Annotated in this window: 9 protein-coding genes; 7 read left to right on the plus strand and 2 right to left on the minus strand. The window is 59.5% G+C overall.

Annotation, left to right across the window (positions count from 1 at the left end; all coding sequences use genetic code 11):
- Nucleotides 1-96: 96 nt before the first annotated feature.
- Nucleotides 97-582: a hypothetical protein gene (locus tag HNR60_RS16310; protein WP_184259343.1), complete on the plus strand. Its 486-nt coding sequence runs from the start codon at nt 97-99 to the stop codon at nt 580-582.
- A gap of 258 nt (nt 583-840) precedes the next feature.
- Here the strand turns inward: HNR60_RS16310 and HNR60_RS16315 are convergent, their stop codons facing one another.
- Nucleotides 841-5,676 (minus strand): hypothetical protein, encoded by a 4,836-nt coding sequence (locus HNR60_RS16315; RefSeq protein WP_184259345.1) that lies wholly within the window; start codon nt 5,674-5,676, stop codon nt 841-843.
- A gap of 166 nt (nt 5,677-5,842) precedes the next feature.
- On the opposite strand from HNR60_RS16315, the gene HNR60_RS16320 reads away from it, so the two are divergent.
- The 6 genes from HNR60_RS16320 (at nt 5,843) to HNR60_RS16345 (ending at nt 13,075) form a co-directional block, all read left to right on the plus strand.
- Complete coding sequence (locus HNR60_RS16320) at nt 5,843-6,457, plus strand: hypothetical protein (RefSeq protein WP_184259347.1); 615 nt, start codon at nt 5,843-5,845, stop codon at nt 6,455-6,457.
- Nucleotides 6,458-6,612: 155 nt separating this feature from the next.
- Entirely contained in the window at nt 6,613-7,281 is a 669-nt protein-coding gene (locus HNR60_RS16325; protein WP_184259349.1) for a hypothetical protein, read from the plus strand.
- Nucleotides 7,278-7,568, plus strand: a complete 291-nt coding sequence (locus HNR60_RS16330; RefSeq protein WP_210313616.1) for a hypothetical protein — start codon at nt 7,278-7,280, stop codon at nt 7,566-7,568. Before HNR60_RS16325 ends, HNR60_RS16330 begins: the two co-directional genes overlap by 4 nt.
- Nucleotides 7,569-7,737: 169 nt before the next feature.
- Nucleotides 7,738-9,342 (plus strand): DUF4407 domain-containing protein, encoded by a 1,605-nt coding sequence (locus HNR60_RS16335; RefSeq protein ID WP_184259353.1) that lies wholly within the window; start codon nt 7,738-7,740, stop codon nt 9,340-9,342.
- A 203-nt stretch (nt 9,343-9,545) separates the two neighbouring features.
- Complete coding sequence (locus tag HNR60_RS16340; RefSeq protein ID WP_184259355.1) at nt 9,546-11,294, plus strand: ATP-dependent nuclease; 1,749 nt, start codon at nt 9,546-9,548, stop codon at nt 11,292-11,294.
- Nucleotides 11,291-13,075: a UvrD-helicase domain-containing protein gene (locus HNR60_RS16345; RefSeq protein ID WP_184259357.1), complete on the plus strand. Its 1,785-nt coding sequence runs from the start codon at nt 11,291-11,293 to the stop codon at nt 13,073-13,075. Before HNR60_RS16340 ends, HNR60_RS16345 begins: the two co-directional genes overlap by 4 nt.
- 121 nt (nt 13,076-13,196) lie before the next feature.
- On the opposite strand, the gene HNR60_RS16350 is transcribed toward HNR60_RS16345, so the two are convergent.
- Complete coding sequence (locus HNR60_RS16350) at nt 13,197-14,477, minus strand: hypothetical protein (RefSeq protein WP_184259359.1); 1,281 nt, start codon at nt 14,475-14,477, stop codon at nt 13,197-13,199.
- Between the last annotated feature and the right edge of the window lie 258 nt (nt 14,478-14,735).

Genomic DNA, 14,735 nt, shown 5'->3' on the forward strand with positions numbered 1-14,735 from the left:
CGTCAGTTCGAGAATTTCTTTTCAACCAAAATGCGGCCTTACGCGGCCACCGGAACCTGTGATGTTCTTTGCCTCCAAACGAAAAGGAGAACCACCATGTCCAGTTTCATTATTGTTGGAAAACGGCTCTTGCCACGCGAGCAAATCGCGCTCGTGGAGAGCTATGCGCCAAGCGAGACAACCACCTTGCAGACAACGCGCACTTTTCAGTCGCGCGTCATCATGATCAATCGGGACAGTGTGCTCCTGGAAGAAGCACCGGAACTGTTCGCACAAGCGAGCGGATTTCGCATGCTCGATGGCGACCGCGTGGCGTTCAATCCGGTCGTCCGATTCAACGTCGAGACGTTCGCGCCGGTGAGCGGATTCACGCCGACCAAGCCGTATGTCACCCGGCTGCGATGGCGGGATCTCGACGGCAACGATCAGAGCAAATTACTCGTTACTTCTCCGGACGCGGTCTTATCCGCGGTCATGGGGGACGGGCCTGCCGCCAGACTGCCGCCCGGACGTGGCAATGGCACGCGGCCACGCCGCGCCCGTCAAACCAGTCGCCTCAAGCCGTCGTTGACACAATCCTGATGGTTGCTCTGCGAGCCTGTTCAACCCGCAGAGACGCCAAACCAGCCGGGAGGGCCGCCGACCAAGGCGAACCTTCCCGGCGTCGGGGGAGGCGTGGCGCACGCCCCTCGGCGCCCGCAAACCTGCGCCCGGCCGGACCCGTTTTCTGCGCGAGAACGCGCGGCCATGGATCGTGCCTTGAAAGCGTATGAGATGCTGGATTTCAACAGGGAGTTGGATAGGGCAGTTTGGTGGATGGTGATAGAGGGTACACGGCGCCTACCATCGAAAGCCAACGACGCCAACCGATCCCAACTCGCCCCCAACGGCAAAAAGCATCTCCGCGCCGGATGTTTGCGGACACAAAGAGATTGACCTTGGGGTGTCCTCGATCGTGACAGACCGGATAAGTCGACCCGTTACGCCGCTCCAAAGCTTCATTGTTCCGTTAGCGCCGTAGCTTAGAATCGCCGGCGCTCTTCCCGAAATCTCAATCCATATGGCGCCAATCAACCACGCACCATGATCAATCGGGTCAAAGGCGGGTTGATTAACGGACAAATCCCAGACAAATATCGTTCCGTCGTGGCGCCAACCAAAAACACGGCTCGTCTGCGACAACCACTTAACGCCCGAGAGGTCCTTACCGTCAAATAGTGTGGATGACGCGCGATAGTATTCTTTCGCTTGGCTGTCGAATACCCGTATCAAGCCATTGCCGCACGCCATAAGGTTGGCTGTACCGCGCTCATTGCACAAGACACCAAGCACGGATCTATCGTATGTTTCGAATAGCGACGCTTTGAGAATTCCGGTCCGAGCATCGCTAAATTTGATCACACCGTCGCGCGAAAATGTCACAAGCGTCGACCCAGCAGGGCTATCGAGCAATTTGACGGCGCGGATGTCGTCATCGTGCTGAATTGGTTCAAACCAGTATCTACAATCCTCCACACCACAACAGGTTACGCTTCGATCGCTACGCACGATTAAACCGCTGCCCCGTCCGCTATCGTGGATACGACCTTCGTAGCAAATCCAAGAATCAAACTCAAGAGATTGAGAAAATTGCTGCCCGCTCAGAGTCCATCCTTTAATTAAGCCGTCGCTACCTCCGGTTAAGACCCCAGACGACCCGTCGATCAGTTCAACGGGCAACGCGAACCAAATCTCGCCCTCATGCGCGTTTTGTCGAATAACTTCGCGGCCGGTTCCAACATCCCAGATGGACCACGATCCTCCATGGGTCCAGCTCAGGATTCCGTGTGTCGTGGGAATTGCATCCACCAAGCCTTCAGAATGCTCTATCGGGGAAAATCTCAGGTCGCCAGTGCTCGCATTCATAAGCCGCATCGTTGAGTCTCGCGATAGAATCAGAATTGAAGGCTCACTGTGATCGCGCCCGATTACCCAATCGACTTTGATTATGCGCTTCGTATGCCGCGGTACCGCTTGAATGCCTTTGGCTTTTACATCGAAGACGCGAACGCCACCATCGGATGAGCTCGTTATGATAGCGGGCGTTCCGCGTTCGAAAGGAGCCCACCGTGCCCTCCTGATATGGTGATGCTGGGGGGCGAGATGCCATTGCATCTTGCCATCCTTTGCATCGTGAAGCGAAACTTCATCATCGACATTAAAAAGAATGAACGAAGAACAATGCCCCGCACTTTCGATTGGTGTGATGGATATGACACCACCTTCATCATGTATCGTAAGCTCCTCACCGGTGTTCACGGTGATGAGCGTTATGGTTCCATCCAGATACCACACAAGGAGTCGTGGCTCTCCGTGGGTGTCTCGTATCCACAACGCATACGAGACCGGCGGTTGGCATCGCTGCCACGCCTTTACGGACTTGCCGGTTTCCGCATCCAAAATGGTGATCCGCTCACCCGCGCTGGCTGTAGCAAGGATTACAGCCCGATCGCAATAATCGTGAACCCATTCCGCGTGAGTGATTCCGCCCGGTACGCAGAATATCCGAAGGCTCTTGCCCGTGTCGCGATGCCAGATTCCAGTAACGCAGTCACCAAATTGAGCAAAAATGGACGGGCCGGCTTTTGGATCATTTACCCACTTGGCGAATGAGACATCACATTCGTAGTGGACTGGATCGAACGCCGTCACTCCTGCTTTTACATGCCAGAGAAATAGTGAACTGCGCGCATCGTCGGGCTGGTGGGGCGTGGGTGGTTCCGCCCATTCCTCGTCGACAAAGAGGCCGTGGGCTTGACTGATTGACCTCGATCTGCGTCTCCGCCACTCGGGTTGGCTTTCGGACCAACTGAGGATCAATGGTTCAGCCGTGTCGCCTTCTATCCACTCCGCATGCTGGACTGGCCCATCGTGGATCAGCGGTTCGACTAAGGGTTTCCCGTCGATCGCCGACCACACACGCACCGTCCAATCGGCGCTCCAACTCACGATAACGGGGCCCGAGGTTTGCGAGTGTATGAACGTCGCGCCGCGCAATGAACCGGCGTGTTTCAGCGCCTCGAAGCGCAAGTGGCCGGTTTGCGCGCTTGAAAACATAACAGTACCATCAAGCGACCAACTTAAGATCGATGATCCTTGAGGTGCGCGTTCAATCCACTCAGCCCCACCGACGTAACCGCGATGAGTAATGGCCTCTATGAGTGGCAATCCGCTCGATGCGTCCCAAAGCTGCACGGAGCCATCCTCCGCCCAGCTTAAAATAGTGGGTGTCGCATTCTCGCACGCGATGAGTGTTGCATCCGATACCGAAGCCCGGTGGAAGGATGTAATACGAAGGCTTGAGAATTTCTCCAGGAGGAAGGGAAATTGCGCGAAGAAGTAGCCATGATCCTGACGACGGATCGTCGATGAAACGAGTTGATCCCACATTGCATCGTTGTCTGGCGGCGCGCGAGCTGTAATCTGGAAACCAAGCTGGCTGCGATCAACCGACAGAATACCGACCGTTTTTCGGAGGTGGCCTAGATACGGCTCTGATACCAGTCCGTCTGCCTCGACAAGCTGGCTCCAGAACAAAGTAACGTTTCCTTGCTCTGGCCGTTCGAGCTTGTCCGGAACGTCGAGGGCAGCCCGAAGCACCCTAAAATCACTTAGCCATTGTGACAGTAGTCGCGTTCCTAACTCTTGATCTGAAATGCGAACGAAATGGAAGGTGGCGCGGCGGATCAAATAGTCGCCGAGGTGGCCCAGTTCATCCGGATCTTTATCGTACCATTCCAATTTCGGAATCAAACGAAGACGGGCGTCTTCTTCCACAAACTCAATTTTTCCGTCCAAATCTCCATCAATCGATCCGGTAAGCAGCCCCATTGCTCGCAGAAATTCGCGGTGGCGATCGCCTAGCGTCTCTCCGCCCAGCTTCTTACCGAGAAGTTCACGGATCAGGATCCGATATAGATCGTGAAGCGTGTAACGGCCGGGCTCGTTGGTGGGCCTGAGTAGGGAGTTACGCGCAAAAATGTGAAAAGGCCGCTTATGAGCGGCCATCGCAGCTGGTAGTGGGGGGCAATTTGGCCGCTCGCCATACTGCCAGAAGACATCGAAGACCTGCTCGTCCAAAGAGTCGCCAGGATGGGCAATCGCCAAGTCTAGATAACGTTCCTGTAGCTCGGAAGTTAGCGTGGACCATGCAAAGGCGAGCGCGTTCAGGACATCGCGTTGGCGATGCGGGACGACTGTTGTGAGGTCGGCTTGAGGATCGAAAGATAGAATGTCTGTTGGACGCGAGGCGATCGTATCCGTGGCGCGATCCCAGAACCGCGTGAGATTGCGGATGTCCTGCCTAGAAGCCGAAGCAACCGCAGCCAGTGCAAGCGGATGACCTTGGAGAAATGAAATGGCCTTCTCAATGGCGCACTTTACTTTGGCGTCTTTTTCGATTTCGTCCTCTCGAAATTTTTGGATCGCCTCAACTGCCGCAGAAGACGTCAGCTCATCGTAAGCGTCAACCGACCACGCAGCGACAATGTCGAGACACAATGAGGGGCTGTAAGGCCGATCATTGCCGCCGAGTTCATAGTCGAGTTCTTTGCCGAGAAAAGACAGCGAATTCGTTTGCGACGACGTGATAATGAACTTGGATCGCGCAGCAGGAATTTCGTTCGGAAGCAGCTTGAAGAGCGGTTCAATGACGGCGAATGCAAGATGGAAGTCCAGCACGTCGTCGATGGCGATAACGATGTTGGAGAGTCCAAAGCGAAGGATCGATGCGACCCTCGACAAGGTGGGCATATCGGGAATCGAATGCCCGCAATTCTGCACTACCGACAGGAAATAGTCCCAGCTAACGTCTTCTGCGAAGTTGTTGAGGAAGCTCTCTCGATTACGATCAACTCCGTCGGCGTATTCAGATTTCCGGCGTCCAAAATGCGCTTTGATAAGATCGCTCGCGGCCTGTTTTTTGCTGTCGCCGAGACCGTTTCCTATAGCAAGCGATGCAAGTGTAAAAATCAGTGTTGAGCATAATCCCACATAGTCGCTAGTTTGTAGCGACCTGTTTCGGCTCACGGCTGCTTCAAGAAACGGGCGTGCGTCGATTTCCAACACACGCCGTTCGCTATCTCGCAGTTGCGCCAGGACCTGTCGGAGCAGCAGGCTCTTTCCGCTGCCTGACATTCCGCAAATGCTTACCGCACTAACTTGATTGAGCCGTGCGATTACCTCATCAACTTCTGAATCGCGGCGAACAATCCGCCACTCTGGATCAGAGAGCAAAGCCTCACTCTTCGGAAAAGCTCCCCCCGTCTCGTCTATCGGAAGGGAAGCTTGCACAATCGTCTGTTCAAGAAACGCCTTCCACGTCGAAGTATTCGCGTCCTTAGGCCAATCGTCCTTGGAGCAGATGCCAAGCTGCACAAGAGCAGGAAGCATGCCTTCGAGCCAGTCCGGCGTGACTCTTCCGCGCACACCGAGGAGTTGGCGCGCGCCCCCAAGGTTTAGAGCCAGATGCCAAGCGGCGCTTTTGGTAGGGTCAATCCTTTGCGGCACGGGCTGACTTGTCCGAGAAATCAGCCTCTTAAGGGTATCCACTGCTGCGGGAACATTGTCGCTTGCCCGCTCGACAAGGGCGGCGATGAGGCTTTTCGTTAGATCGGCCAGCTCGGGGTCGCCCTTCACTGCCTTTACATCCTTCAGCTTAACGCAGCTAATGGGTTCCGACTTTGGATCGCCGTCCCACGCCGCCACTCCGATGAAAGTAATTTCGGGCTTGCAGAGCCGCGAAGTCAAAATGTAGTTTTCGGCTAACGGTATCTAGATACTGGATCATCCCCGATGAGTTTATGTGCGCGTCCGTACTACCGAAACCAATCTCGACAACGGCATTGCCGTCCGTGACGCCTACCGCTTGAACGGGCGGCTTCACCGTGACCCCAGCGAGGGGCCCGCGTTTGTGTTGCGTGACGAATACGATGGTTCAGTCATATTCCTGGAATATCGCTGGCATGGGCGGCTCCACCGCGTGGGCGCTCCCGCTTTTATATTGTATGTCGGCAGATTTCGGAGTGGGACGCAGGCTATACGAGAAGAGTATTATGTGTCGGGGAGGCTTCATCGCGATCCCGCCGAAGGCCCTGCGGTGATCGAGCGAAACGGTGCAACGGGCACCGTTGTCGACGAGGCCTATTATGTCAAGAATGCCCTGCACCGCGATCCGACAGACGGCCCCGCTGAAATCTATCGGAATGACCTGACAGGCCGCATCACGAATGCCAGTTACTACGTCAACGGCAAGCTGCACAGAGATCCGGCGGAAGGTCCTGCAGTGACGAAATGGGACGATGTCACCGGCGAAGTCACTGTGGAGGAATACAGGGTCGAAGGGGAGATTGTTACCGCTCCTGCTCGGCCCGCCAAGGGTCGCCGCGATCCAGGCCCCAGTAGCGATCCAAAGCGCTAAAGCCTGCGTCACGCGGTCCGGCTTCGGACATTTTCCAAATTATGCCGGTGAAACGGCTGTTACACTTCCCCCGCGTGTTGTGACACTTTTACTGTTACAGGATCAGCTCGGATAACCGCTCCATCGTCCACTTCCGGACGCGATGGAGCGTAACGATGGATGTCCCTACACAGCCAATTTTACCAGTCGCAGCGACACCGCACAACCCGCGCCTCCAGCATCTCTCACTTGCCGGCCTCACTCTGCGCCGCAGCGGCCCGGTGGAACGCGCGGCGACGAGACACCTTAGCGTCGAATCGGCCCATGTTGATCTCATCGGCCGGATCAAGCAAACGGACGACGGGAAGAATATCTTTCGCTGCACCATCGAGAATATCGTTGCTTTGCAGGGCGTCGACCGCATTCTCAGCGATGAATCCCGTGGTTTTGCTGTCGCGCGCGCCGGCTTCTATACGACCCGCGAGGCCAGCGGACACATCATGATCCGCGGCATGGGGGTCGATCCAGCGTTTCGTCACCGCGGACTCATGCGTACCTTTCTCGCCTTCGAAATGCACCTTATGGGCGAGCAAGAACCGGATGTCGTGTTCGATGCCTATGTGCGGGTTGGGGTCCATGGTGTGAACCAAAGCGCCTATATGACCTTCCTTTCGCTGCTCTTCGACAATTGTGACACCAACCGCTTTAAGTCCTCGGCCGATGATCCGGACATTAACGATGGAGAGGCCGACCCAGGCCATTACCGTGCGTGCCTCATGCGCACCACCTCCGGCTGGCGGGAGCGGGTTCGCGCCGTCGTGCTGAAATCTGGATGGCTGCCATGATCACCCCATCATTCCTCATCGAGGCCATTGGCTTTCTCGCGGGGTCGCTGGCTGCGCTCTCAGGCCTGCCGCGTCTCAGGGAGGCGATGGCGAGCAGTGCGGTCGCGCGCGGAGAGAATACCACGCGTAACGCGATGCTGGTCGCGGCCAACCTCCTGTGGATCGTCGTCGGTTCGGCGCAGGGTTTGCCCAGTCTCACCATCATGTGCGCCGTCTCAGCGGCGTTGAACGGAACGGTGTTGATCCTCGCGTTGCGCGCCAAACGCTTGCCAGAGTCGCCGTCATGAAGCGCTCGGGAAAATCACGAGTGAAAAGTCGAACAGGCCGGACGCCGTCGCGCGCGGAATGGCTGGAACTGACGGCACCGTTCCGCATGGGTGGAGCGTTGCGTGTCATGCGCTACTTCAGCGCGCGTGTGGCCGCAGCAAAGTCAGCCAAATTGAAGAGGTAGCCGCCATGTCCATGCTCGATGGATTGCTGGATCGCCCGACGCACCGTCTCACCGCATGGCAACGCTTCCAGGCGAAAATGGTCGGTATGGATACCGATCTGCTGGAGCGCTCGCCCGAGCGGGACGTGCACGAGGGCTCGCGTTGCTTCTGGCTTTTGATTCTGGTCGCGGCATATCAATGTGTTGTGTTTGCCAGTCTCGCCCACGTTCTTCTCGCCGAACCTGGAAAGCTGCATCCGGAATTCTTCCTGCTTGCCGCCCTACCTGCGATTCTCGTCGGCGTGCTTGAGGCTGCGCTTGTTATCGCGCCATCGTATTTGAGCAGCGGCATTCATACGCTGTCCCAAGCAGGGCTGGAGATGCCCAATCCATGGGGCCGCCGCGCGAAGAAGGCGATGGCGATCACGTTGCGTCTCACCTTTGCGCTCGCCTGCGCGCAGTTAGGTTCGATCGCAATCACGCTGCCGCTGCTGGGAAAGGACACGACCGCGGCCCTCGACCAGGCCTATCGGCAGAGCAATGCCATCTTGTTTGAGCAAGCGGATGCGCGGCACACCGAGACGTTACGGCGAAACAACGAAGAACTCGACCAGCTTCATGCGCAACTGTCGGACCTCAAGACCGAGGAAGAGCGCTGGCGCCGGGCCAGTATCGATCCGACCACCAGCGATCCAGAACTCGTGGCGCTGCTGGCGCGCGTCGAGCAGTTGCGGTCCGTCAAGGGCGCGGCGGATCAGGAGCTTGCCGCAGCGGAGCAGTTTGCCAACGACGAGTTAATGGGAAAGCAATCTGCGCCCGGCAATAGTGGGCGAATGGGCTACGGGCCGGTCCGCCGCGCCGCCGACGAAGCGGTGGCGAACGCCAGGCGAAAAGTCGAAGCGGCGGCCAGTGATTTGCGCGAAGCCGAAGCGCGCCTTGCGCCGCTGCGCGAGAGACTGGCGGCGTCCGCGCAGGGCAAATCCAGCGGTGCGGAAACGCGCCTCGCCGAAGTCACGCGCGAGCGGGATGCGTTGGACGAGCGGGCGGCGGTACTGGACGAACGCGTGCGCACGCTTATTGGCGACCGCGAGCGCCTGATCCGCGAGGCAGTTGAAGCCGATCCGGGCCATGTGAAAAAGGAAGACGGCATCCTGGCGCGCGTCCACGCCGTGCGCAACATCGTGGAGTCCGACAGTGCGGCGTTCGTGATCGTGCTGCTGTTCGATGTTGTATTGTTCTTCATCGAGGTCGCCGTGCTTCTCTCGAAGTCATTAGCAGCGCCGACAACCTATGCCACGTTGCTGGCCTATGCGCATGTCGTCGGCGCTCATAAAATCGTGCAGGAGATCGCCAGGACGTTGAACGATGTCGAAGCGGCCCCCGAGAAAGAGGAGCCTCCATCGCCGGCCATCCAGGAGGATCGGAAGGAAAATCCCGTCCCCCTCGAAAATGGTGAGACGAAACCGGCGGAAGAAGCCGATCTCGGTGTCGGTCCGGCGCACGGCGGCACCAAACCGCCTGAAGCCGATCTGCCCAAGCGTGGCCGGGGGCGGCCTCCGGGCTCTCCCAATCGCCCTCGCGCCGCAGACCTTCCATCCGAAACGGCCGAGGGCGAGAAAACGCCGCCGTGAGGCAGGCTTCACGCCTTTGGCGTAGGCCTGCAGTGCCCGGGTGAAGCGGCCTTTCCGGCTGTCAATAGGACTGCGAATCACCCGAACTTCTCCTATTATTGTCCGTTCACTCCTTTTGCCCCCCCCTTTATTATGCATCCATTGCTGCATGCCGGCGCTCACCGTCGGCACGGAAATGGAAGGTGTCGCGACACGAGGCGGCCATGTACATCGATTGCCTTCGCCTGCAACGGTTCCGCTCATGCGCGGATGTCACGGTGCGTTTTCACCGCGAACTGACGGTCCTTGTCGGCGAGAACAATGGCGGCAAATCAAACATCGTCGACGCGCTGCGGCTCCTGATCCTGCCGCTCAGCGGCCGCCGGGACCGTTATCCGGAGGACGATGATTTGCGGCGCGGCAGCGCCGATACGCACTATGCACTCGAAGGCCGGTTCGCCGGGCTGGGCGACACCATGAAGGGATTGCTTATCTCTGCCGTGCCGGACCCAACCGCCGACGTGGCGGTATTCGGAATGCGCTACCAGACGCGGATCGCCGGCACGCTCCGGGGGCGCGCGTCGTCTTGGGCAGGGAAATTCGAGACGGCCGAGCCCGAAAGCGGTTCTACCGACCTTATTCGCCATGTCTATTTGCCGCCCCTGCGCGATGCCAAGCAGGCGCTGGGCACTGGCAGCGCGACGCGCATTGCGGCGCTGCTGCAGCACTTTTTGCAGACCGGCGAGGAGCAGCAATTCCTTACGCACGTCCAGCGCACCGGCGCCCCGCATCGCGTGTTGACGGCGATCAATACGGATATCGAGACCGCGCTCGGTGATCTAACACGCGGCGCGCGGCCGCAGACCGCCTCGCTTGCCTTCACCGCCGAGGCGCTCACGGACGTAGCGCGCGATCTTCGCTTCCGGCTCGCCGACCTCGGCCTACCTCCAGAGGACATAAAATCGTCGGGCTTGGGATATGCGAATCTCCTTTATATGGCGACTGTTGTGGTCGAACTCGCCAAGGCACGGGAGGCGGACTTAACGCTCTTCCTCGTCGAGGAGCCAGAGGCGCACCTTCATCCGCAATTGCAGATGCTGGTGCTGGATTTCTTGCTCGATCAGGCAAAAAAATCGCTTACGCAAGAGATCACGCCCGGCCAACCGGAAGGCCGCATCCAGGTCATCGTCACTACGCACTCTCCCAATCTCACAGCGTGGGTCTCGCCCGAGCACCTCGTGGTCATACGTTCGGCTCAGGAGACCGGCGTGACGCCGCCGGTCATGCAGACTGTTTCCATCCCGATCAGCGGCTTGGGTCTCGATCCCCGGATGGTTCAGAAGGTGAGCCGCTATCTCGATGTCACGCGCTCGGCGCTACTGTTCGGCAACCGCGCCTTGCTCGTCGAGGGGATCGCCGAAGCGCTTCTGATGCCGGTCATCGCCCGGCATTGCGTTCTCAACACCAATCCCCACGCGTTGCAGCGATTTCGCGGCGCGGTGGTAGTGGCGATCGACGGCGTGGATTTCGCGCCTTATGTCCATATCCTCCTTCATCCTTGCGAGGGCGCGACGATTGCCGACCGCGTTGTCGTCGTCACCGACACCGATCCGCACTCACCGGGAAACCGCAAGGCCGATCTCGATGCGCGTGCGGCGGAATGGGGGGTGGCCGAACGGCTGAACGTTCTTACCAATGCCGTCACGCTCGAACACGAGCTGTTTAGCGCGGGCAACGGCGCCTTACTGCGCGAGGTGTTCCTCGCTCTGCACCCCTTGTCGGAAGCCCGCTGGGTTGCGGAGGTGGATGGCGTTGCGGCTGAGGCGCGACCCGCGGCATTCGTGCAGCTTCTCAAAGGGACCACCACGCGGAAGGGCGACTTTGCCCAACAGCTTGCCGAACGCATCGTCGCCGGTTCGGCTTTCACGGTGCCGGCGTATTTGCGCGATGCCATCCTTGCGGTGGCAGGATGAGCGAGCCTACTCCGGAACAACGCGCCTTCGCCGAACACCCATGCGAGGCGTTCGTGCAGGCCTGTCCCGGCGGGGGAAAAACACGCACCATCGTTCAGCGCGTGCAGAAGCTGGCCCCCGGCCTGCCGCCGCGAAAGGGCATCGCCGTCCTGTCGTTCACCAATTCGGCTATCGATGAATTTCTCGCCAAGTGCCGGACACTTGGCCTTGATGCGATCGCGCGCCATCCGAATTTCGTTGGCACCTTCGACGCGTTCCTGCGCCAGTTTTTCATATCGCCCTATGGCCTTGCAGGCGTTGCCGTCCGGCCCACCGTCGTGGATAGCTGGAACACGCTCGGCGTTGAAGTCCGGCTGCGCGGGCGGGCCGCCTTTCGCGGGCCCGGCGTGTCCCTCGATCGCTTCGATCCGACGACCAACACGATCAATCCCGCGCTCATCGGACATAACGGCTTGCGTGCGCATGTTGTGGCAAACCGTGCCGCTTACCAGCAGATTGCCCAGCAGGCGCGGGCTGCGTTCCGGCGAAAGGGATACCTGAGCGCGGCCGATGCGCGGGTCGAAGCCCTGGCCCGGCTGCAAAATCCCCAATGGTCCGCAAGCCTTGGCCGCGCCATCGCGGCGCGCTTCCACGAGGTGATCGTAGACGAAGCGCAGGACTGCAACCCGCTCGACCTCCAGCTCCTGACCTGGCTGCGTGGGCACGGGCTACGCGTTACCACCGTCTCCGATGCCGACCAGGCCATCTACGGATTCCGTCAAGGCGATCCCACCGCCTTGGCCACGTTCGCGCAAGCCTACGGTGCCGACAATAATCTCGGCTTCTCCGGAAACTTCCGCAGCAGCCCTGCGATCTGCCGCTGCGCGGCCACGCTGCGCAGCCGTGCCGAACCCGACGAGGCGCTTGGTGAAAATGCCAACATCCTGCTGCCGGTCTATATCCTCAAATACGAAGGCAACGCGCCGCCGGCATCCATCCATCTACAGTTCAATAACCTGTGCCAACAGGCTGAGATTGCTGTACCGGCACGGATGGTGCTTGCGCATGCCCGCACCTCGGCACGCAACGCCTGCGGCCTTCGGGCGGATACGGAAGGCGGCGATTCCAAAGTGGCCCGGTTGGCACGAGCCACCGGCACCTATCATGCCAAGGCAACGTCCGGGCGCGCCCGTGAGGCGTGCCTCGTCGTCGCCGAGCAGGCGTTGCTCGACCTGATGGGAAAATTCGAGGAGCAAAGCAGCGTCGTGCGTCTCGCCGAACAGCACGGGATTGATCGCCGCTGGCTACGCCGAATGGCGTTGCGCCTGATAAGCCAGCTTCCGCCAACCTGCGTAAACTCCGATGAAGCCCGCAGCGGCTGGGTGCTCGCGCTACAAACCGCTGTCACGGCCCTTGGTCTTGCCTATGGCCAAGGCATCACCGTGACAAATTACTTCCGTAGGCCGCCGAATGGTGAATGGAGCCAGTTTCTGCAGCCCCGCGCCGATCTAGCCGCCGTTGCATGGGCGACGATCCACGAAGCCAAGGGCAGCGAACACAACGGTGTTTGTGTCGTCATCCCCAACGGCGACTATACCGAAGAGCTGATCGCCGCGTGGGAGACCCGCACGGATTTCGAGCCCAAGCGCGTGATCTATGTTGGCGTAACCCGCGCCGAGAAACTCCTTGCAATCGCCGTGCCCGCGCCATTCTTGGAGCGCATCGCAGCTATTCTGCGCGCCGGCGAGGTCCCGTTCGAGGTTCATGATCTTTCCGTTGCCGCGGGCGCCGGTGTTCTATGATGTCCGTTGCGACTGAGAGCCGACGAGATCCAGCCTTCCTTGGTCGTCGATTTCGATCGACTTGGACCAGACGTCCGGCAGCCGTCGATCGGTTTCTCTTCGTGAGAACGAACCAGTTGGCTTAGGCGCGGCTCTTGGACCTGCGCATCTCCTCGCGGCGGTCGGGCCGTTCGGGTAGCAGATCGTCGAAGATAACTGCGCGGAAGCAGCGCGCCGCGATCAACTCGATGTCAATGATCGGATCGTCACCATAGGTCTCGTAATAGCGGTGATACTTATCGGAGTCATGCACATCAGGGGCGCCACCATGGATGACCGTGGCGCGCAGGCCGAGCAGCAGTTTGAGCCGCTCATAGGGAAACGCAAATCCCCCGTGCTTGGTGACGGCCTCGATCACCGCCTGGGTGGCCTGGCTCGAATCTCCGAAGATCGAATCCATCCCCATGAATAGGTGCGAGAAGCTCTCATTAGGGTCGAGCGGCCATGCCCTGTAAAAGTATTCAAGCGCGCGGCAGTGCCGTTTGTCGGTGTTGTCGCCAGACAGGAGCTTCGCGGCCAGCACGGCCATCCACGGATGATCCTGCGCTTCCACCACAGCATCGTGCATCAGCGGCGGCACATTGGTTTCGCCGAAAGATTCCGTGGCGCCGCGCGCCGAGACCGTGCAGCGGCCACCATAGGTGTGTCTGCCGCTGAACATCTTACGTTCGTGGCGCGGCAGGGTAAGTGCCAGCGCGCCCAGGACCGCCGCTTTTCGCTTTTCAGCGATCGCAAAGGTCGGCGCGCTGACACCGAGCCAGGACAGGACGTCCTCCTTGCGGCCGCGTTCGTTGAATGGCGGGAACTTGTCCGGAAAAAGAGTGTTGCGCGGATGAATGCCAAGGCGTGCAGGCGTGAGCGCGGAAGGTTGTATGAAACAGAAGGTGCCGGATTCAAAATCCTGATCGACCCGTACCGCCACCAGCGGGTAGAGTGTCAGTTCCGTCGGCGGCTTGAATATGAGGGATTCCGCAAGAGCCGCCGCCAGCACGTCCTTGGTTTGCGGCGAAACACAGCCGGAAAACGCCCCCTCGACCTGAGTGAACATCGTCTCGTCGGCCAAATACCCGAAGTTCTCCGAGACGAACGTCGTCAGCATACTCTGGATATCTTGCACCGCCATCTGCCGCAGATGCGATGGCCCGTTGGCGCGCACGTAGAGCACGGCGGCAAGGATCTTCTTGCGGCTATAGAATATCTCGATGCCGAGGTTCCGGGCGAAAAGCGGGGCGCCCGGCTTTCCGAACAGGAAGGCAGCGCGGAGGCCGTCTTCGCCCCTCGCTTTCGACATCGACGCAAGCAGGCGCTCAATCGCTTCACGGCAGACCGGGTCGACGGGCAATTTCGTTTGCGGCTCACTCATGACCGCTATTCTTGATGATTCAAGCCCGCCTGCATAGGGCGCGTCCGCTAAAACGGACCGGGGCTCTCGTGAACCGAGCCGCGTGCCGCGTCTCGGCCTTCGGCTTCGATCCCACTCGCGCAAGGACAGATATAAGGTGCCGCTCGCCGGGGGCAGTCGGTCCCGCATCCCGCCGCCGCTGCGCGGCGCCGGCGCTATGCTGATGCTCCTGCGGCTGCCCTTTTAGTCCGGTCTCACGGCTGCCGAATGGCCTGCGCT

The organism is Rhodopseudomonas rhenobacensis (assembly GCF_014203125.1).
In the GTDB taxonomy this organism is placed as follows: domain Bacteria; phylum Pseudomonadota; class Alphaproteobacteria; order Rhizobiales; family Xanthobacteraceae; genus Rhodopseudomonas_A; species Rhodopseudomonas_A rhenobacensis.